Below are 21,053 nucleotides of genomic sequence, written 5' to 3' on the forward strand. Positions count from 1 at the left end.
TGGCGCGCCATTACTATTAGCACCAAGACGGATCCGTAACCTCACAGACAGTCACCATGACCGTGAGTAACGCACTCATTATGAGCAGCGATGACCGAAACGTCCGAATAGCGAGGTAACGTGAGTATCGCTCATAAGACAGTGTCCAACCGTGGCCATTGATCGTTAAATCCGATCGCCCGGCGACAGCTTCGCGTGCGCCTGCTGCGCCCGACGGTCCGCGGCCGACCGGCCGTACCGGAGCACCATGTGCAGCGACTTCCACCCGGCAATCCTCATCAGGTCCTGCGGGTTGCCGCCGGCCTCCAGCCAGTCGTCGGCCATCGTGTGCCTGAACCGGTGCGGGTGCACGTTGGTCACCCCGGCCTGCTTGCCGCGGCGGCGGAGCATCTGCCGGATGCCCGAGGTTGTCAGGCGCCCCTTGGGCCCGAGCCACAGCCACTCCGAGCCGGCGTTCGGGTGACGCGCCCGGGCGCGAATGTAGCGGTCGAGGTCCCGGGCGGCCTTCGCGCCGATCGGCACGAAGACGCTGTTGCCGCCCTTGAGCCGGATCCGAAGCAGGCCCTGCTTGAGCTGGACGTCCGATTCCTCAGGGTCGGTGCTGTAGCGGAGATCGGCGAGGCCCGACACGCGCGCACCGATGTCCATGAACAGCCTCATGAGCGCGGTGTCGCGGCGATCGGCGAAGTCGCTGCCGCCGGCGACCTTCAGCAGGGCGCGCAGCTCGTCGTCGCTGAAGACCGCGGTCGGGTTGTCCGGGACCTTGGGGGCGCCGACGTTGGCCATGGGGTGGCCGCCGTGGCGCTCGCCCTCGTTGATGAGCCAGTTGAAGAAGGCCTTGAGGTTGCGCCAGTGCTTGTGGGCGTTGCCGGGGCTCCGGGCCACGGTCCCGCAGTCGCAGGGGATCTCCTTGGTGTCGGGGTCCTTCCAGCAGCCCTCCATGCAGGCGGCGAGGAAGGTGCGGATCTGCGCGGCGTCGACACCGTCGACGGTGTCGGGCATACGGTGGTGGTGGAGGTAGTCGCAGAACTGGGTGACGGTGAGGCGGTACGAGGTGATGGTGCCCGCGCTTCGGTTGGCCGATTTGAGCGCCAGCGACCATGACTCGAGCATGGGTCGTAGGGGGCCGGAGCGGTCCCGGCTGCGCTTGGGGGTCACGCGCGGATACTATGCTGTGGTCAATGTGTGCTCGCTAGGGTTGCGAGGACTTGTCGCGTCCTCGCGCACGTCAGGGCACCGTTGTGTGGGGGCGTTAGCTCAATTGGCAGAGCTGCGGACTTTTAATCCGTAGGTTCCGGGTTCGAGCCCCGGGCGCCCTACCACTCCACACCCCATCCGACCTGCGCTTTCTCGATTCTCGCCCCTCCTCTGAGAGGCCAGGATGGCCGAGTTCATGCTCGTCACATGCTCTTCGGCACGCGTCCGGCACATCGGCGGGCCGATGGCGTAATCGAAATGAGCCGGTTTGCGCTGCCGGGCATTGGCCGCCCAGGGCGGACCTGTAAAGCCAGACCCGAGCGACACCCAACAGAAGGCTATGGCGGAAGGGGTGGCGGGGGGAACACGCCCGGCTTGACCGCAGACCCGTCCAACCACCGGTCAAGCCGCCTTCGGCCACATCCACGTGCCTTTATGGCGGCGGCCGTACCGCGCTCCTTAGCAGGAGGGATCTGCTCGGATCACTCGTTCACTCTTCTGCAGCAGGTTTGAGACCTTACGCTGTGATCGGATGGAGTAATGCGGAATGTGTTCATGGCGATAGCTGCACACAAGGTTTGCGGCGCAAGGTCTTTAGGGGCGCCAGGATGACAGCGGCGGGAATCGTCTCCGGCGGCGACGACGGGACAAGCGTTGCAGATGCGGCGGAGGCTTCGATGTCGGTCTGCGTCTACCAAGCTGAGTCCGACCAGATGATCAACGAGCGATGAACGCCCCTCTGCCGTCGGCCGGAAATTCCGGATACCAACAACCACAGGTCTGGATGGAGGCCGCGGCCTTCGGACATGCCCGGGTTAATCAGGCCGCGCGCGACCAGATCATCAACGAAACAATGACGGTACTACCGGAGGCGGCACTGCGGCCTGTCACCGAGGTGACTGCGCCGCCAGGGCTGGTCAATCTACCCAGGCATACGCGCACGTTCGTCGGGCGTGGCGAGGAATTGGCCACGTTGGAGGTGGCGCTGCGCAGCGGGGGTGAGGTGGTGGTGGCCGCGGTGCACGGGCTGGGCGGGGTGGGCAAGTCCACGCTGGCCGCCCACTACGCACTCTCTCAGGCCACACGACCCTCTACGGCGGGGCGAGAGTGTGAATCCGGCGGCGGGCTGAATCCGGTGTGGTGGATCACCGCTGATTCTGGTCCGGCCGTACAAGCCGGCTTGGCCGGGCTGGCGGCCGCGTTACAGCCCGAGCTAGCTGCGGTCTTGTCGTTAGAGGCGCTGGCCGAGCGGGCCACCGCCTGGCTGGCCACTCATCAGGGGTGGCTGCTGGTGCTCGACAACGTCGTTGACCCCACCGACGTGCGACCTCTGCTGCAGCGGACCCTGATCGGGCAGGTGCTGGTTACCAGTCGGCTGGGCGAGGGCTGGCACCGGTTGGACGCCCAGGTGCTGCGCCTGGACGTGCTCGGTGAGCAAGAGGCGATCGAGTTGCTGACCCGGATCGCTGCCCCGGACCTTTCTCTGGAAGTCGTCCAGGTCGGGCTCAAGCGGGCTGTACCCGCCGCCTTGGACGGAATGGCCGAACTGGTGCGCGAACTGGGTTGGCTGCCGCTGGCCATCGAGCAGGCCGGCGCCTACCTGCACCAGACCCGACTAACCCCGCGCGCTTACCTAGACCTGCTTCGAGATCAGCCGACGATGATGTATGACCGGACTGCTCGTGGTGCGGATGGAGAGCGCACCATTGCCCGCATCTGGCGCCTTACCCTCGACCAGCTCGCCGCAACCCCGCTGACCGGGCATCTGCTGCGCGTCTTGGCCTGGTACGGCGCCGAGCCGATCCCTCGCCGCCTGCTGGACGCCCTCACATCCGACATGGCGCAGGTGTGGCATGCGTTGGGTGAGCTGGCCGCATACAGCATGATCACCTTCGATGGCCAGGCAGTCACAGTGCATCGGCTGGTCCAGGCCGTTGCCCGTACTCCAGACGCAGACGATCCTCATCGCCGTTGCGCCGACATCGACACCGCGCGTGATCAAGCCACCGACCTGCTCGACGATGCCCTGCCCGAATCTTGGGAAGATCCGATGAGCTGGCCGACCTGGCGGGCGCTGATACCACACATCGAGGCCCTGACCAGTCCCGCAACCCCAGATGCCGACACCGCCACCAGCGCCCGCCTGCTCAACGGGGCCGGCCTTTTTCTCGGCAACCAGGGGGCTATCATCCGTGGGATTGCCTTCCTCGAACGCGCGTGCACGGTGTATGAGCGGGCGCTGGGTGTCGACCATCCCGATACCTTGACCTCCCGCAACAACCTCGCCTGTGCCTACGAGTCAGTGGGAGACCTTGGCCGCGCCATTCCGCTGCATGAGGCGACGCTGGCGGATCGCGAGCGGGTGCTGGGCACCGACCACCCCGACACCTTCAACTCACAGAACAACCTTGCCGGTGCCTACGAGTCAGGGGGAGACCTTGGCCGCGCCATTTCCTTATACGAGGCGACGCTGGCGGATCGCGAGCGGGTGCTGGGCACCGACCACCCCGATACCTTGACCTCCCGCAACAACCTCGCCTACGCCTACCGGGCGGCGGGAGACCTTGGCCGCGCCATTCCCCTGCACGAGGCAGCGCTGGCCGATCGGGAGCGAGTGCTCGGCCCGGACCACCCCGACACCCTGAACTCCCGCAGCAGTCTTGCCGCCGCATATCAAACAGCGGGAGACCTGGGTCAGGCCATTCCCTTGTACGAGGCGACGCTGGCCGATCAGGAGCGGGTGTTGGGCCCGGACCATCCCGACACCTTGACCTCTCGCAGCAGCCTTGCCTACGCCTACAAGGCGGCAGGCTATCTCAGCCAGGCCGTTCCGTTATACGAGGCGACGCTGACTGATCAGAAGCGGGTACTAGGCCTCGACCATCCCGACACCTTGAACTCCTGTAACAACCTTGCCGCCGCATATCAGGCGGCGGGAGATCTGGGGCGAGCCATTCCCCTGCATGAAGCGACGCTGACGGATCGGGAGCGGGTACTAGGCCTCGACCATCCCGACACCTTAATCTCCCGCAACAACCTTGCCGTCACGTATCAGGCGGCGGGAGATCTGGGGCGAGCCATTCCCCTGCATGAAGCGACGCTGACGGATCGGGAGCGGGTACTAGGCCTCGACCACCCCGACACCCTGAGCTCCCGCAACAACCTTGCCGCCGCATATCAGGCGGCGGGAGATCTGGGACGAGCCATTCCCCTGCACGAGGCCACCCTCGCCGACTACAGGCGAGTGATAGGCACGGACCATCCCGACACCTTGAACTCCCGCAACAACCTTGCCGCCGCATATCAGGCGGCGGGAGATCTGGGGCGAGCCATTCCGCTGTACGAGGCGACACTGACCGACTGCGAGCGGGTGCTGGGCGCAGATCATCCACTGACGACCGTTGTACGGGCCGGCCTCGCCAAGCTTGTGTAAAGCTGTCGCAGGGTGGCGGGCGTCGTTTTCGCGGCGCCCGCCGTCAGGGCTCGATGGTCAGTAGCGAGCGCAACTCCCCTACTGCTGGACGTTCCCGCTGCTCCAGCGGTACCGCGCGCAAGACCATGCGCGCCGTCTCCCAGATGTGATTGGTCCGGAAGCCGGCGGGCAGTGAGTCGATCAGCTCGGCTGCGAGTCTGGCGCCCTCGTCCGCTCCGCCAAGCGCCGCCGTGCTGATCGCCTCATGGAGTACAGCGTTCATGCGGTACTGGTAGGACCGCTCGGGAATGATCTGAAGAACCCGGCCGCGGGCAGCGTCCGCCGCTGCCTCGTTGTGCGAGTAGGCAGCTACCCAGCTCTCGGCGAACGGGATCTGATCCGGCTTGAAGAATTCCCAGCGATCTCCGACGATCCCCTTGTCCATGTGATCATGGAGATCGCGCAGGGTATCGGCTGCTTCCTTGGAGCGGTTCAGCAGCGCCAGCGCCTTTGCTCTGGCGGTCATGAGACGCGGCCATGGACGGCGGCTGATGCGGCGAGCATTCTCGATCAGCCGCAGGACGGTTTCAGGCTCTCGCTGCCCGTACAGACCGTGAATGGCCTCTTCGCTGCGCACCAGAAGACGGAGCTCAAGGTCTCTGGAAGCGTCAGCGGTCTTACGAGCGGTGCTCCACCAGCGGATAGCAGCCCCGTGGTCGCTGACTCGGGTCAGCGCGTTGGCCTGGATGACGGCCAGCAGGGCCGCTACTCGGTACAGCTCGGTCAGCTCGTCGCCGGACGTGGTGTGCATCTGCTGCCGTAGGGCGTACAGGTCGATCGACAGGTCCTTGATGACCTGGGCGGGTGGGCGTGTGCGCAGAGCGTGCAGGTGATCGGCCCGCGTGATGTCCCAGTCCTCGGCACTGCGGGGCCGATCAGTCGTGTGGTCGAGTTCCTGTCGGACGATCTCGTCGAAGCCGACGATTCCCGCACTGGCGGCCAGTCCGAACAGCCGTCGGCGTTCCGTGGCGTCCTCCCCGGTTTCCCCGTAATGGTCGTTTATATCCAGAGTACGCACTGGGCTCTTAGTGGCGATAGGAGGGAACGTATCCGCGTTTGAAGCGGATTTCTTCCCATTTCTCTCAGATGCCTCGATAAGCGCGCCTTGTGCATTGGTCGCGACTTCCAGCGCTTCGACCACTCTACGGGCTGGCTTCCTCTGATCGTTTTCCAGCTTGTAGACGTAGCTGGTGGAGATGCCCGCCGCATGTGCCACCGCTTCGAGGGTGCGGTTGCCGCGTAGATCGCGCAGGACCTGCCCGAAGGTCTCTTCGCCCACCGTCGCCTCCATGCGCCCGAGTAGTTTTCCCTGCTTTTCCCCGCAGCCTGGGGAAACGGCGGGGAACAAGCGCCCAACGCGAAATATGGACTTCGACTCCCCGCGCTGGCCACGCTACTGCTGAACGGCATAAACGTCCCGCGAACCATGCTCGCGCATCCTCGGAAACGAATACGCCGTGCCATGCACACGGATGGAGATCCTGAAATGTCGAAGCTGCTGCGCGCTCCCGTCGTGAGCGAGGAGGATACGGTGATCTACGTCCCATCTCCACGGGTCGATCTGCACGAACTTGGCGCTCTCCGGCTCGCGCTCAGCGACCGGGCCCCGCATCTGGCTCGCGAAGCGATCACCGAGTGGCTCACCGCCGAACATCCCGCCCGGGAGATCGTGACCCTGGCGGCCTCAGAGCTGGTCACCAACGCCGTCAGATACTCCGACGTCTCCAGCATCGGTGATGATGCTGATGCGATCACGCTCGAACTGTCGCAGGCACCGAACTACCTCCGGCTGGCGGTAACCGATCCCGGATCGGTGTGCACGACGCCGACGAACATTCCGCCCCAGACCGCGAATCTGTACTCCGAGCATGGGCGCGGACTGGCAATCGTGGAACGCCTGTCGCGCGGACGGTGGGGAAGCCACCAGAAACCACCAAAAGGGCTGCGCCTGGTCTGGTGTCACCTCGACCGCCAGCCCACCCCGGGGCAACTGGAGGAGCTGTTCAGCGCCCCGGTCTAACCGGCTGCGTCGCGGGACCGCTGGATCGTCGGCCTCGCGGCCCCCTGCGGGCGGTTTCCCTGGAGCAGCGAGCCGCCCACCGCAACCGGCCACATCCCGAACACCCGCAGCGGCCCTCCGCGCCCAGCCCGTGAGCTACGGCCCCAGCCGCCATCCACCACCTTTCGGAGTCCACCATGCCCGACCCCATCGATCCCGCTATGGCCGCCGAAGCCGCCACTCACCTCGACAACCTGCAAAAGGCGCTGCAACACCTCGGCCTGCACACTCGCCTGCTCACCCAAGGCGACCGGCTACCGCGCCTGCGCGTGATCAACCCCGAAGCCACCACCATGTCCGAAATCATCTCCGCAGCACCGAAACACGGCCAATGGCTGTTCTGGTGGTCATGGAACGAACCCATCACCGAGGTCACCCATCTCGCCGCGACAGCCGAGCGCATCGGCTACGTCCTGGCCGCGACCACCCCAAGCGTCGCTAGTCCCGCTCCATACGACACGGCCGGTACCCATTTCCGGGCTACGGAGCTTCATCATCCGGCACCCCGGTGATGGTGTCGGCGGCGGCCGGGCGGAGCCCCGGTGGGTGCGGTTCCGCTGAACGCATCCTCGGACCCGGTGGCGAGCCGGTCCTCAACATGAGGCCAGTCGGTCACCCACACGGTGATGGTCACGGCGTTCCCCGGAACGCCTGACTGTTGCCGGGGGCGGTCCCTCGCCTTGGGACAATCGCGGAAACCCAGGGCCGCGATGCGAGGGATCGTCCGACCCACAGACGTCCGGCAGCCACCTGCCCCTCAAGCGTGTGCCGCTGCTGCTGAGTGCAGTGCCTGCCGCCCAGATGCCCAGCAAGCTCGGGACGGATCGCACCTCTCTCACCTCCGCACGGCCCCTCAGCGGCAGGCCGGCCAGTCCTGCGACTGACCGCCCTGCTGCCAACTCTCTCCCTGGCCTCTCGACGGCCGATCAGCGGATCGGCATCGGGATCACCGATCCACCAGCTTCCCCGTCCGTCTTGGCGTTCGTTCCAGGTTGAGCAGTGCTCCGCCTTGACATCACCGGACCAGACACAGGAACGGCGGGCCCCGCGAAAAGAGCTGCAGTGGCCTCGGCCGCCGCAGCGGCGGCTTCGGGATAGACGCTGGTGTAGGTATCGCGGGTGAAGGCCGAGGAGGTGTGCCCGAGCGTCTCCTGCACGATCTTTATATCCACCCCGGCGGCGAGCATCGCGGTGGCCGCGCCATGACGGAGATCGTGGAGCCGGATCGGCGGCAGACCTGCCTGGTAGCACAGCCAGTAGAAGCGATCGGTCACCTGCTGCGGGTGCAGCGGGCGGCCGATTTCGTCGGTGAAGACGAACCCGCTGTCCACCCAGTCCTCACCCGCCGCCAGCCGCTCTTGAACCTGGCGCTTCTTGTGCTGCTTCAGGATCGCCATCGTCTCGGCATCGACAGCGATCTCACGGTCACTGGCATCGGTCTTCGGGGTGCCCTGAATCGGATCCCAGCCGAGCTGGGTGATCTGCCAATGCACGCCGATCCGCCCCTTCTCGAAGATGACGTCCGGCCAGCGCACGCCGACCCCCTCACCGCGCCGCAGCCCGCGTACCGCGATCAGCCGATACAGGGCGAACAGCCGATCCCGGCGGGCGTAGGCGAGGAACGCCGACGTCTGCTCGGGCGTCCACACCATCACCGGCGACGGCCGGGACGCTCCGATGTAGACGGCGATCGGGTCAACGCGCTTGCCCGCACGTGCCCGCTTGACCCTGTCCAGATGCGCGGCGTGGTCTTCGCGCCACTGGATGACCTTCTCCTCCGTCCAGATGACCGGCTTGGGCCGTACGGCGGGAGCCAGCTCGACCACGGCAGCCGGGTTGAAATCCAGCAGCCGGTCCTGGCTGATCGCGATGTTCAGCGCGTGCCGCAACGTCGCCCGGATCCGGTGCAGAGTGGTCGGCCCGACCGGACGCCGGTAGCGGACCGAGGCCACCCGGGATGGATCGCCACTGGCGCGCTCGGCGGCAATGATGTCGTTGAACTCCTCGATCGCATCGAACATGCCCGCGATGTCGGAGACACGCAGCCGGTCCAACCGGATCTCCCCCAGGTAAGGGTTGAGGTAGAGCCGGACGTGCGAGGCGTAGGAGCGCTTCGTGGTCTCCTCGATAGAGCGCTTGCGCTTGAGGAACTCCTCCAGCCACTCGGCCACGGTGACGTGCCGGTTCAGGTCCTGGCGGGTGCGGACCTTACGCCGTACCTCCTCGGTGTCGGGCAGGCTCTTGGTGTCCTTGAGCATCGACAGCATCAGCTTGGTGATCTGCCGCCGGACGGCCGGCTCGGGATCGAGAGCAAGTAGGCCGCGAGCGTGGTCCAGCTCGGCCTCGGCATCCTCCAGCGCCGCGAACCCGCTGCGGCGCAGCGGAGTGCGCCGCTTGCCATCAGCGTGGGCAGGCAGCTCGAGCTGATATCCCCACGTGCCGTGTGAGGTGCTCCACCGGCCCCCGCCATCTCCGTGCGGGCGGCGCAGCTTGGGGCACGTCTTGCTGATGTTCTTGCCGGTCTCGGGATCGATGCACCGACAGATCTTGAACGTGGTGCCCTTGGCGACGTTCGAGTCCTTACCCGCTGCCGCATTCGAGTCTCTCGCCATCATGGTCATCCTTCCTCGCTTGCCGGACGGCTACCGGTGTCCGGTTTGGTGCAGTCGAGTAGCGCCCGCAGCCCGCGTACCGGCACCGCGTACCGGCCGCCGATCCGCAGGACCCGGCACGGGAACTGCCCCGCGCGGGCCAGGCGGTAGGTCGTGGTGCGGCCCAGGCCGAGCAGCCGCCCGGCCGCGAGCAGGCTGATCACCTCGGGCGCTGCCTGCTGTGCCGGGTGGCTGGCTGGGGTCGTGCTGCTGGTCATGCCTCACCTCCGTGAGCGTTGCTGAACAAGGTCATGCGGCCCGTTGGGGCCGCGCATTCCCGGCGGGCTGTGGTGGGCGCTACGCCCCCGGTCCGCCCCGTCCGGTCTCCAGGGGCGGGGGTGTGACCGGCCGTCATCGACGGGCGGCCACAGCCCCTTGGCCCGGGGTTCGGTACGGGGGTGGATGGGTGGCGGGCGGTATCGACGCCCACCTCCATGGCCCGCGTCAAGCGAAATCCGTAGGTTCAGGCCGCGCCCCAGCGCCCGGCCCCTATGCGGAGCCGGGGCCGGGCGGGCGCGTGTTGCTACTGCAGCTCGCGGACGGTGGTCAGAGCAGCGTGAGGCTCGGGTTCGGGTGGCGTCTGCGGTCGTCGAAGCACAAGGAGGTCCTCGTGCGCGACGGCGTGGATGGGCACCCCGCGTGCCCAGGCCTTGCGCGCCTCATGCAGCTGGAAGAACGACGCCCGGTTGAGCAGGTGGCCGTCGCCGAGCCCGCACAACAGGCACACGATCCGGTCCGCGAACACCAGCCCCGCCTTCTCGGCCAGACGGTGGACGTGGCCGGGCAGATCGACCAGCTCGCCGCGCACCCGGTACGGCCGTACCGTGATCGCCACCACGCCGCCCGGCCGCAGCAGCTCCACGCAGCCGGCCAGGATGCGGCCGAACCCCTCCAACAGGTGCGGGAGGTGCTGGTGGGCGAGGTTGGCGCGGTCAGTGGAGTAGCGCTGGTTCCACTTGCGTACGCCCGGCTCGCCGGTGTCGCGGGTGGAGCGGATGTGCCCGTGAGTGGCCGCCCCGTACGGCGGCGAGGTGAGCACCAGCGCCGCCCGCCCGACCAGGTCCGGCAGCAGCCGGGCGATGTGCCGGGCGTCGCCAGCCATCACGCGCCCGAAGCCGGTCGCCCCTTGCTGGCGGGCGTGACCGAGGTTGGCGACCGCCAGGCGCGCCCACTTCTCCTCGTACTCCACGCCAGCGGCGTGCCTGCCGAGATGGGTGGCCTCGACAAGGGTGGTGCCGATCCCGCACATCGGATCGACCACCAGCTCCCCCGGCTCGGTATAGGTCTCAATCACCCGAGCGGCGATCGAGGGCAGCATCTTGCCCGGATGCCGCATCGACTCCGGCACGTACCGGCCCTTGCGCTGAACCCGCGACGGCCGCTGCCCCGTCGCCCACACCGACGTCGTCACCTCGGCCATCAACCCTCGCCCCCATCCCGCTCGATGGAGTCGGCCCCGATCAGTGTGCTTGTGCTGGAGCCGCCAACGGAGGGCGTGGCCGTGTCACCAAACGGTGAGGACCTCTTGCGCCTAGCGAAGATGAGCACGTCACTGTGCACCCGAGCGCTCGCTGGCAACCCGGCGCACTCCGGCAGATCCGCGATCGCGGCCAAGCTACGGCGGGAAAGATCCGTGTCGATCCTCCCGTCCCGTATGGGATGCCGCAGGGCGACGATGTGCTGCAGATACACCAGCCCTGCGTCGCGAGCCCGGGCGATGATCTCCGGTACTGGGTCGGCCACGCCGTCTTCCCTGTGCAGGGCAGTGACCACCACCAGATGCCCGTCCGGCCTGACCAGCGCCGCCGCATTGGCAAGGTCGAAAACCTCGCCTTCGACGTCAGGGCGACCGATGGAGTCGCGGTGGCAGGTCTGCTCGGCGACGACCAACCCCGCACTGCTTACGAGGTCAGCCAGCAGCGAGGAGTCCTCGCCGGGATCGGTGATGCGCAGCTCGGTGACCTCCAGGTCGTCGTTGGCGTGGGTGCGGGCCAGGCAGGTCCAGGACACGCCCGCCCGGGCTGCGTCGGTGAAGACGGCCACCGGCAGGCAGCCAGCCGTCAGCGCGGCCGAGACGAGTTGATGGTCGCTCGCGCCGAGGTGGACCACGGTCTCGCCCAGCCGCGTGCACGCCGCGACCAGGTGACGGGCCAGCGGACCGCTGATCGGACGGCAGCACCCTGCCGGACAGGTAGCGGGTGATTCAGTGCTGGCCGCCACCGCCCATACCGACAGCGGCAGATGGCCCTGGTTCGTGTCCTGGGGCTGGCGATCCGGCGGAAGAGAAGGGCCGCGGAGACGGGTATCCGGTTCGGCCGCAGTGGACGAGTTGCAGGTGCCGGTGGAAGTGCTTGAGGTAGGCGTCGTGGGTTTGGTCATGTGGGTGTGGCCCGAAGTGCCGGGCCACCGATCCCTGTCACTGTTCCAAATACCTGCCGTACGACCCGAGTTTGGACAGGCCGTCTAGCAAAGCTTCGGCAAGGCCACCAGCCGTCACCGAGCTCCGTTGCTCGGCGGCTCCCGGCTTCTCGTCCACAGCCTGTGGGCAAGCCGCACTGCGGGATGCTCGCGAGACCGTTGACGGCGGGACCCATCCGGCTCGACGCCGTCCGCGCTGGTGTCCAGGCTCCGGTTCATCGCTTGACGCAAGCTTGACCCGAGGTTTCAGCCGCGCCTCATCACCGCAGGTCAGAAGGACTTTCAGCAGGACGCCGCTGCTGGCGCCTTCGTACCTCCTGCCGGACACATTCCGTACTTCTCAACGTTTCCGCAGGTCATCCATGGTTCCGGAGCGTTATCCAGAAGCGGCGTGATCTTTGCCGTGCTCGATAACTGATCAGTTTGTGTCCGGTTCTTGGCCGGGCTCTCTGGCGACATGGCGACATCCGTACCGATCAAGCCTTTCGGAGCGTCGCCATGTCTCACTCTTCGGTCCAACTCTCCAAGGACGCCACCACCAGCAACTCGATCACCACAAGCCCACCTGTCGACCGCACTGCCCCGGACAACTCGCGTGCGACCTGCATGACCTCCACCGAGACGTTGTCCGCTGCGGACCTCGACGCGGAAAGCGCCCCCGCCGACATGGGACTCGGTGAGGACCGGGGCTCGGGCGGGTCGCTGCCACTGGATGTGGCCGAGCGCGCCTTCGACCTGCTCATGCGCGGCCCCGAACCGCTATCGGTGGACGGCGCCCAGCTCGGGAACGGGCTTCCGGCCCGGCCAATCCCGCTCAGCGAGCTGCGCGAGATGCTGCTGCACCCGTCCTGCTCACGCGCCACCCGGGACCACGTGTGGCGGCACCTGATCGGCCAGGCACGCGACCACCGAGGAGCGTGGATGGTCGCCGCCGTCATCTTGGCGATCCCGATGCTGCGCCGTCTCATGACAGCGCTCGTCGGCGCGATCCCGGCCGAGCGAATCGACCGGGAGGACCTGGAGGCCGAGGTTCTGACGGCCTACCTGGAAGCCCTCTGCGAGGTGAATCTGGCCTGGTCACATCCGCTGCTGCGGCTCTCACGACTGACCCACACCGCCGTTCTCCGTGCTCACGCTACCGGTCAGCCCACTCTGCTGGCCGACCCCGACCTCACCGACCGGGCCGACAGCGGCAGGCAGACCCTGGCCTACCCGGCCGGTCACCCCGATCAGCTTCTCGCGCAAGCCGTTGCTCAAAGGATCGTCACCGCGGCGGAGGCGCAGCTGATCATCTGCACCCGGCTGGAAGGCATGCCGCTCAGTGCCTACTGCCGCCGCGATGGCCTGCTCTACTGCACCGCGATCAAGCGCCGCCAGCGCGCCGAAACCGCCCTCCACCAGGCAATACAACGCGGCGACCTGTAGCAATCGCCACCGGCACCAGCCGAGAGCGGCCAGCAAAGGATCCACAAAATCCGCTGGCCCTCATGTCCTAACTCGGCCTTTCACCCAGGTCTTTTAACCGGTGAGAAGGCAGCGCGGAGGGCGCCGACCCGACAGCGGGACCCGTACCTGGTCACCGGTCCCTGTCACCCGGCCCAGCCCACTAGCTCCGCTCCCTGAAGGAGGACGCCCATCCGGTTCCGCGACCGGCCCGGCACCTCCGCGCCGCCCTCACCGCCCGCAGTCATCCGACGCATCCGCCACTGCCTAGGAGGCAGCACATGAGATCCCGCCAGCGCCGCACCACCGCTTCGTCCCAGACCCACAGCCTCAGAGTCGCGCTTATCGCTTTGATCGTCCTCGGCGGCATCGTCCTGGGCACCGCGCTCGAATACGCCCTCGCCCACGCCGCCACAGCCACCGCCGAAAGCTCCGTCCTGACCGCCGTCCCTGTTCTGGCCGCACCGGCCTCGCTGAACGCGGTGATCGACAACCTGCGCAACGTCATCGTCGGCCTGCTGGTCGCCCTGGCGACCTTGTTCCTGACCGTCGGCGGGGTGCGCTACATCCTGGCCGGCGGCGACCCCGGCGAGGTCGAGTCGGCCAAGAAGACCCTGCGCTACGCCGCGCTCGGCTACGGCATCGCGGTGCTCGCACCGCTGCTGGTCAGCGTGCTTAAGGGCATCGTCGGAGCCTGACCGTGACTCGCCAGCCACCACCCACCTTCCCGACCGTTCAGCACCGCCTGGCGCAGATCCTCACCATCATCGCCATCACACTCACCGTCACCGCCACCCAAGCTTCCGCCGAGCCAGAGCCGCCACCAGTGCCCTCGCCAGCCTCGAATCCGCAGCCCACACCGCCCGCCACACCTGCTCCGAGATCGACGCCATCAACACCGACCGGGCCGATGCTCACGCCGCCACCGCACCCACAGCCGAGTTCCAGGCCCACCACTCCGGCATCAGAGCCGCAACCCGCCTCCGAGCCGACGCCCCAGCCGGACGGCGGGACGGAGGAGTGCGGCTGGCTGGACTTCGGCTGCAAGATCAACCGGGCGTTGAACGGCTGGTTCGGCTCCATTGTCACCGAGGCGATCCAGCCCGCCTTCCAGACCGTGGGCACGCTGCTGCTGTCCGCGCCGCCGCCGGACATGATCGAGCGGGTGCAGGAGCTGTCCGCGCACGTGCGGATGGTGGCCAACACGCTGCTCGGCTTGTTCGTGCTGGCCGGCGGCGTGATCGTGATGGCGTACGGCAGCGTGCAGAGCTCCACCACCGCCGCCGAGGTCGCACCCCGGGCAGTGGTCGCCGCCATCACGCTCAACTTCTCACTCACCCTCTGCCAGTACGCCATCGAGCTGGCCAACGGCCTGGTCGCCGCGCTGCTCGAAGACGGCGTCGACGGGCGGCGGGCCAGCGACCTGATCGCCAACAAGCTCGCCAACCCGGTCGGCCAACTGGCAGCCCCGCAGATGTTCTTCATCTGGATGGTCGCTATCGCGGTGGTGATGGGCCTCATCCTGGCCTTCATCGCCGTGGTGCGGATCGCGCTGCTGCTGTTCCTGATGATCGCGGCGCCGCTGGCGCTGCTGTGTCACGCGCTGCCGCAGACCGAGCACATCGCCCGGTTGTGGTGGCGCGCCTTCACTGGGCTGCTGGTCATGCAGGTACTGCAGGCGCTCGTGCTCATCCTGGCGTTCAAGGTGTACTTCACCGACGCCGCCGACGCCTTCACCACCGGCTCCGACCAGCCGGTCCTGGCGGCGGTGAAACCGATCGTCATGCGCGCCATCGACACCCTGGTGCTGATCGGCCTGCTGTTCATCCTGATCAAGATCCCCGGCTGGGTGGCCCGCTCCGTCTGGCAACCCGCCCAGCCCCAGCTCCTCAGCCGCCTGGTCAAGGCGCTGATCGTCTACAAGACCCTCGGCCTGGCCAGAACTGCCCTGACTAAGAGTGGTCGAGCCGCCCGCGTCAGCGCCCGCACGTCAGCCGGGCGGCGTCGGCCGCCCGGCCCCGCAGGCCAGCAAGGGCGGCGCCGCCCTCCCCGGCCGCCCGGCAGACCACCCGGAGCGCAGCCGACAGGTCGACCCACCACCACGACAGGAACAGCACCGGTGAACGCACCCAAGGCATCCAGCCAGCGGGGCCCTCAGCAGCTCCAGCTGCCGCTCAACCTCCCACCCACCACCACGGGCTCAGGCGCGCGGCGGCCAAGCGCGCCCGCCGCGCGGGGACGCCAACTCGCCCTGCCGTTCCCGGTCACCCGCGTGCCTCGCCCACCCACACCGCCTGCTGCGGCACCGCCGGGCGGCCGGTGGATCCGCCCGAAACCGCCCTGGACCCAGCCGATGCTGCCGGGCATGCCCACCCGAACGCCCCGGCCCAGGCAACTTCAGCTCCACCTTGATCCGCCACCTCGCCGGACCAGCCGGAGGGACGGCCAGTGAACGAGCCCGAACCGCTGATCACGAACATTCCGGCTGACCTCGCCCAGCCCGACAAGATCGCCTACGGACTGAACTTTCGCCAAATCCTGATCACCACCCTGACCGGCGGCATCGCCGCCGCCATCTATTACCTCTTCCACCATCTGCTGCCCGTCGTCATCCTCGCCGCCATCGTGCTGCCGCTGGTGACGCTGGGCCTGACCATCGCGCTCGGCCGACGGGATGGACTCAGCCTGGACCGCTTCGCTCTGGCCGCCCTGCTCCATGCCCGCACTCACAAGCGACTGGTGTGCGCGCCTGAGGGAGTCGTCGAACCGCCCCGATGGTGCCGGTTGCGCGGGAAGCTGCCCGCTCCGTTGCGCCTGCCGGTGCGGGCGGTCCGCACCGACGGCGCGCTCGAGCTCGCCGACGGCGGTGTGGCCGTCCTGGTCGAGACGAGCACCTTGTCCTTCCACCTCCGCACCACCGGCGAGCAGGCGGCTCTGGTCGGGGCTTTCGGCCGGTGGCTGAACTCGCTAGAGGCGCCCGTGCAGATCCTTACCCGGGCTCGCCCCGCCGACCTGTCCGACCTGGTCGAGACCGTCGAGCAGCAGGCGCAGGTGCTGCCGCACCCCGCGCTGGCCGCCGCTGCCCGCGAGCACGCTCGCTATCTGGCGGAGCTGAACAGCTCGCGCGAGCTGCTGACCCGGCAGGTGCTCGTTGTGCTCCGCGACCATCCGGCCAGCAACCAGGGACGCCGGTCGGTACGCCGGGACGCCAGCGCCGCCGTCGTCCTGCAACGCGCCGCCGATACCGAGCGGAGCCTGGCCGCGCTCGGTATCGCCACCCGGGTGCTCGACGCCGACTACGCAAGCCAGACGCTGGCCGAATGTCTGGACCCTGGCGGCCAGCACCCACTCGGCCAGGCCCTCCCCGACGAACTGATCACCTCGACTATCAGGAGCACGTCGTGAAGCTACGCCGCACCCGCGACCATCAACCCAGTGCTCTCGCCCATCCGGGGTCGGCGCACGTTGGTATCCGAACCCTGACCCTGCCCAGCACCGTCTGCACGTCGTTCACCATCACCGGCTACCCGCGCGAGGTCGGCGCAGGATGGCTCGAACCCCTGCTCACCTACCCCGGCCACCTCGATGTCTCCCTGCACATTGAACCGATCCCGCAGCAGGTCGCCGCGATGCGACTGCGCCGCCAGCTCGCCCGCCTGGAATCGACCAGCCGCTCCGACGCCGCCCACGGCCGACTCGCCGACTTCGCCGCCGAAGCCGCCGCCGACGACGCCACCGCCCTGGCCGACCAGCTCGCCCGAGGCCACGGCCGCCTCTTCAAGGTCGGCCTCTACCTCACCGTCCATGCTCCTTCCGAGCAGGAACTGGCCGCCGAGGTGGAGCGAGTCCGGGCGCTGGCCTCGTCCCTGCTGCTGGACGCGCAACCGGCGACGTTTCGCGCCCTGCAGGGCTGGACGACCAGCCTGCCGCTCGGCGTCGACTCCCTCAACGCCACGCGCACGTTTGACACCACCGCGCTGGCCACAGCCTTCCCGTTCACCTCGCCCGACCTCGCCGCACCAGTTGGCGAGACCGGAGTGCTGTACGGGCTGAGCGCCACCGGCACAGGCGTCGTCGTCTGGGACCGTTTCGCCCAGGACAACCACAACTCCGTCGTCCTGGCCCGATCCGGCGCCGGTAAGAGCTTCTTCACCAAGCTCGAAGCCCTGCGCCTGCTGTATCAGGGCGTCGAGGTCGCCGTCGTCGACCCCGAAGACGAGTACGCCCGCCTCGCCTGCGCGGTCGGCGGCACGCATCTGCGGCTCGGCGCCTCCGGGGTGCGGTGGAACCCCTTCGATATGCCCGCCAGCCACGGCCCGCACGATGACGTGCTGTCCCGGCAGGCCATGTTCCTGCAGACCCTGATCGCCAGCATGCTCGGCGGCACCCAGCTCACCCCGCAGACCCGGGCGAGCCTGGACACCGCCCTGCTCGCCACGTACGCGGCGGCCGGGATCACCCGCGACCCGAACACCTGGACCCGGCCCGCCCCGCTGCTGGCCGACCTGGTCACCACGTTGAAGGCCGACAAGCACGGCGCGGACCTGGCCGCGCAGCTCGCCCCGTACGTCACCGGCTCCCACCGGGAGCTGTTCGACGGCCCCACCACCACCCACCCCGCCGGACACCTGACCGTCTTCTCCCTGCGGGACCTGCCCGAGGAGATGAAAGCGGTCGGCACCCTACTGGCGTTGGACGCCATCTGGCGGCGGGTGGCCAACCCCCGCGACCGCAAGAAACGGCTCGTCGTGGTGGACGAAGCCTGGCTGCTGATGAAGGAACCCGAAGGCGCCCGCTTCCTGTTCCGGATGGCCAAAGCCGCGCGCAAGCACTGGGCCGGGCTCGCCGTCGTCACCCAGGACGCCGCCGACCTGCTCGGCACCGAACTCGGGCAGGCGATCGTGGCCAACGCCGCCAGCCAGATCCTGCTCCGCCAAGCACCCCAAGCCATCGGCGCGGTCGGGGACGCCTTCGACCTGACCGACGGCGAACGCCAGTTCCTGCTCACCGCCGAACGAGGAGAAGCCCTCCTGGTCGCCGGCCCCTCCTGCCGGACAGCCCTGAACATCGTCTCCTCACTGTTGGAGGCCCGGCTGGTCACGACCGACCCGAAGATCCTCGCCGACCTCGATCCGCATGGTCAGCACGAGGAACCCGGCGCGCTGCAGGCGTACGACGCGCAGCCACCCGGCCCGCCCGATGACAACGAGAGCGCCTCCCCCAGCCAGGACGACAACGAGGAGAGCGACCCGCTATGACCAGCAACTCGACGCCGAGCCCGAGCGGGCCGTGCCTGCTGTGCGGCATCGACGACCACGACGTGCAGACCGCCCTCGACTTTCTGGCCGAGCTGCCTGCCCGCCTGCCCAGTCTCGCCCTCACCCACGGCCCGCGCCTCGCCTTGGCCCTCACCGCCGTCTGGGCGGTGACGGCCACCGTGCGCTACCTGCTCGGCTGGCTACAGCACGCCCACATGGCTCCCGAGGCCCGGCTGATCGAGATTTCCAGCCCGCCCCGCAGTGACCCGGAGGGCGCGCTGGTGCTGTGGCGGCAGCTCGTCGGCCTGCTCCGGCCTGCGTGGAAACGCGCCTTGGCCGGCCAGCCCCACCTGGTGTGGGAGTACTGCGGCAGCGAGGCGGGCGTCCGGATCCGGCTGTGGGTACCCGGCACCATCCCGCCCGGGATCGTGGAGAAGGCCATCCAGGCTGCCTGGCCCGGCGCGACCAGCACGACGAGCCCCGCCACCTCGCCGCTGCCGATGGAGGCGAAGGTCGCGGGCGGACGGCTGGTGCTGGCCGCGCCCGAGCATCTTCCGCTCAAGACCGACCACGATCACGACCCCATCCGATCGCTGCTGGAGGCCACGGGCGGACTGCGCGAGGGCGAGCACGCCGTGGTGCAGGTGCTGGCACGTCCGACGACCGGCAGGCGGCTGCGGCACGCCTACCGGGCAGCCGCTCAGCTGCGTGGCGGAGGAAGCCGCCACCTCCTTGGCCGCGTCTTCGACGAGGTCCTTCCCCTGCCCGATGCCCGCGATCACCACCGGCCCAGTGACTTGGCCCGTGACTTTCCCGAGCGCGCCGAACAAGTGCGTGCCATCCTGGCCAAGGCGAGCCAGCCGCGCTACACCGTGGCCGTCCGCTACGCCGTCGCCACCAGCCGCGAACCCCACTCCCCCGCGCCAGTGCGCCGCGAGCCTGCTGCTCTGGCCCGTGGCTGGCTGCGCGGCCATGCGCACGCCTTGGCCGGCGTCTTCGCCTTGTACACCAGAAGCCACCAGTACCTGCGCCGAGCCCACCTCTGGCACGCCCGACGCGTAATCAGCTCGCGCCGCCTCGACTTCGGCTATCTGCTCTCGGTGGCCGAACTGGCCGCGCTCGCCCACCTGCCCTGGGATATCGACGCGCCCGGCATCACCCGCGCCGGAGCCCGCCCGATAGCGCCGTCCCCGGCCGTACCCCGCACCACGCAGGGCGGAACCGCCCGCATCCTCGGGGACGCCGACAGCGGCCCACCCCGGCCCGTCGCGCTACCCGTGGCCGACGCGCGCCACCACACCCACGTCCTCGGCGGCACCGGCGTCGGCAAATCCACCCTGCTCGCCAACATGGTCCTGGCTGACGCGGCGGCAGGCCGAGGCGCCCTGGTCATCGACCCGAAGGAAGACCTGGTCACCGACATCCTCAACCGGCTCCCCGAGCGCGCCGTCGGCAAGACGGTCGTATTCGACCCGCAAGACTCAGCTCCGCCACCCTCGATCAACATCCTCGCCGGGCACGATCCCGCCTTCGCCGTCGACTCCGTCGTCACCATCTTTCACCGCTGCTTCTCCTCCGCCTGGGGGCCGCGGGTGGACGACCTGCTCCGCTCCACCTGCCTGACCTTGACCAGCGTCCTGGGCCGCAAGGCCACCCTGGCCGACGTACCCCGGCTGCTCACCGACGCGGCCTTCCGTACCCGGACCACGGCCGAGCTGCGCGATGAGCTGCTGGCCGGGTTCTGGGACTCCTACGAAGCCCTCACCCCCGCCGGACAGGCCACCGTCATCGGCCCGGTGATGAACAAGCTCCGCGCCGTCCTGCTCCGCCCGTTCGTCCGGCAGGCACTGGCCAGCCCGGACACCACCGTGCCCATCGGCCGCCTCCTCGACCGAGGCGGGCTGGTTCTGGCCCGTCTCCCGAAGGGCATCTTGGGTGATGACGCCGCCCGGTTGTTCGGCTCCATCCTGCTCGCCCACACCTGGCAGGCCGCCACCCGCCGCTCCGCTCTGGCCGAGTCGGACAGGCCGGATGCCTCGCTCGTGATCGATGAGTGCCATAACTTCCTGCATTTGCCCGGCCACATCAACGACGTGCTCGCCGAGGCACGCGGCTACCGGCTGTCCCTGGTCCTGGCCCACCAGCACCTCGACCAGCTTCCCGCCGACCTGCGCGAAGCCCTCTCCGCAGACGCCCGCAACAAGATCTACTTCAACGCCTCGCCCAAAGACGCGAACGACCTTAAGCACCACACTGCCCCGTTGATCAGCCCGCACGACCTCACCCATCTCGGCGCCTACCAAGCCGCCGCCCGGCTCGTCATCGACGGGCAGCAGACCTCCGCGTTCACCTTGCGCACCCGGCCCCTGCCCACCGCAGTCGACGGCCGTGCGGAAGAGATCCGCCAGGCATCCCGCCAGCGGTTCACCAGACCGGCAGCTGCCCGGCGAACAGTCCAGGCGTCCGGACCCATCGCAAGCACAACGCCCGGCCACGCCTCTCACGAGGGTGACCCCGGCGCGCCCTCAGCTCCCACCCGTCACTGACCGACCCAC

15 protein-coding genes and 1 tRNA gene are annotated in these 21,053 nt (G+C 68.4%); 10 read left to right on the forward strand and 6 right to left on the reverse strand.

Annotation, left to right across the window (positions count from 1 at the left end):
* Positions 1–165: 165 nt before the first annotated feature.
* Positions 166–1,113 (reverse strand): tyrosine-type recombinase/integrase, encoded by a 948-nt coding sequence (locus tag AB0J69_RS56380; RefSeq protein ID WP_364136579.1) that lies wholly within the window; start codon positions 1,111–1,113, stop codon positions 166–168.
* Positions 1,114–1,246: 133 nt separating this feature from the next.
* Between AB0J69_RS56380 and AB0J69_RS56385 the strand changes: the two genes are divergently transcribed.
* Both AB0J69_RS56385 and AB0J69_RS56390 read left to right on the forward strand, forming a co-directional pair.
* Positions 1,247–1,322, forward strand: a tRNA-Lys gene (locus AB0J69_RS56385).
* Positions 1,323–1,924: 602 nt separating this feature from the next.
* A complete protein-coding gene (locus tag AB0J69_RS56390; protein ID WP_364136581.1) occupies positions 1,925–4,630 on the forward strand; it encodes a tetratricopeptide repeat protein in 2,706 nt (901 codons plus the stop codon).
* 43 nt (positions 4,631–4,673) lie between these two features.
* Here the strand turns inward: AB0J69_RS56390 and AB0J69_RS56395 are convergent, their stop codons facing one another.
* Positions 4,674–5,948 carry a helix-turn-helix transcriptional regulator gene (locus AB0J69_RS56395; protein ID WP_364136583.1) on the reverse strand — a complete coding sequence of 425 codons (1,275 nt, stop codon included), beginning with the start codon at positions 5,946–5,948 and terminating at the stop codon, positions 4,674–4,676.
* A 207-nt stretch (positions 5,949–6,155) separates the two neighbouring features.
* Here AB0J69_RS56395 and AB0J69_RS56400 point away from each other — a divergent pair, with 207 nt between their 5' ends.
* Both AB0J69_RS56400 and AB0J69_RS56405 read left to right on the forward strand, forming a co-directional pair.
* Positions 6,156–6,689: an ATP-binding protein gene (locus AB0J69_RS56400; protein ID WP_364136585.1), complete on the forward strand. Its 534-nt coding sequence runs from the start codon at positions 6,156–6,158 to the stop codon at positions 6,687–6,689.
* Positions 6,690–6,865: 176 nt separating this feature from the next.
* Positions 6,866–7,240 carry a hypothetical protein gene (locus AB0J69_RS56405; RefSeq protein ID WP_364136587.1) on the forward strand — a complete coding sequence of 125 codons (375 nt, stop codon included), beginning with the start codon at positions 6,866–6,868 and terminating at the stop codon, positions 7,238–7,240.
* A gap of 414 nt (positions 7,241–7,654) precedes the next feature.
* Here AB0J69_RS56405 and AB0J69_RS56410 read toward each other — a convergent pair whose 3' ends face one another.
* The 4 genes from AB0J69_RS56410 to AB0J69_RS56425 form a co-directional block, all read right to left on the reverse strand.
* Positions 7,655–9,349, reverse strand: coding sequence for a tyrosine-type recombinase/integrase (locus AB0J69_RS56410; protein WP_364136589.1), 1,695 nt, complete (start codon positions 9,347–9,349; stop codon positions 7,655–7,657).
* A complete protein-coding gene (locus tag AB0J69_RS56415; RefSeq protein ID WP_364136591.1) occupies positions 9,346–9,597 on the reverse strand; it encodes a helix-turn-helix domain-containing protein in 252 nt (83 codons plus the stop codon). The genes AB0J69_RS56410 and AB0J69_RS56415 overlap by 4 nt, the downstream gene beginning before the upstream one ends.
* Positions 9,598–9,902: 305 nt before the next feature.
* Complete coding sequence (locus tag AB0J69_RS56420) at positions 9,903–10,799, reverse strand: DNA methyltransferase (RefSeq protein ID WP_364136593.1); 897 nt, start codon at positions 10,797–10,799, stop codon at positions 9,903–9,905.
* Entirely contained in the window at positions 10,799–11,758 is a 960-nt protein-coding gene (locus AB0J69_RS56425) for a hypothetical protein (protein WP_364136595.1), read from the reverse strand. The genes AB0J69_RS56420 and AB0J69_RS56425 overlap by 1 nt, the downstream gene beginning before the upstream one ends.
* Before the next feature lie 645 nt (positions 11,759–12,403).
* Between AB0J69_RS56425 and AB0J69_RS56430 the strand changes: the two genes are divergently transcribed.
* From AB0J69_RS56430 to AB0J69_RS56455, 6 genes are all read left to right on the forward strand, one after another.
* Positions 12,404–13,222 (forward strand): hypothetical protein, encoded by an 819-nt coding sequence (locus AB0J69_RS56430; protein WP_364136597.1) that lies wholly within the window; start codon positions 12,404–12,406, stop codon positions 13,220–13,222.
* 299 nt (positions 13,223–13,521) lie between these two features.
* Complete coding sequence (locus tag AB0J69_RS56435) at positions 13,522–13,938, forward strand: pilin (protein WP_364136599.1); 417 nt, start codon at positions 13,522–13,524, stop codon at positions 13,936–13,938.
* 212 nt (positions 13,939–14,150) lie between these two features.
* The gene (locus AB0J69_RS56440) at positions 14,151–15,692 is read left to right on the forward strand and encodes a hypothetical protein (RefSeq protein WP_364136601.1); all 1,542 of its coding nucleotides are present in this window, start codon (positions 14,151–14,153) and stop codon (positions 15,690–15,692) included.
* Positions 15,689–16,645, forward strand: coding sequence for a PrgI family protein (locus AB0J69_RS56445; RefSeq protein WP_364136603.1), 957 nt, complete (start codon positions 15,689–15,691; stop codon positions 16,643–16,645). Before AB0J69_RS56440 ends, AB0J69_RS56445 begins: the two co-directional genes overlap by 4 nt.
* Complete coding sequence (locus AB0J69_RS56450; RefSeq protein WP_364136605.1) at positions 16,642–18,498, forward strand: ATP-binding protein; 1,857 nt, start codon at positions 16,642–16,644, stop codon at positions 18,496–18,498. Before AB0J69_RS56445 ends, AB0J69_RS56450 begins: the two co-directional genes overlap by 4 nt.
* Positions 18,495–21,044, forward strand: a complete 2,550-nt coding sequence (locus AB0J69_RS56455; RefSeq protein WP_364136607.1) for a hypothetical protein — start codon at positions 18,495–18,497, stop codon at positions 21,042–21,044. Before AB0J69_RS56450 ends, AB0J69_RS56455 begins: the two co-directional genes overlap by 4 nt.
* The last annotated feature ends 9 nt before the right edge of the window (positions 21,045–21,053 follow it).

The sequence above is a fragment of the Nonomuraea sp. NPDC049709 genome (assembly GCF_040674815.1).
Lineage (GTDB): Bacteria > Actinomycetota > Actinomycetes > Streptosporangiales > Streptosporangiaceae > Nonomuraea.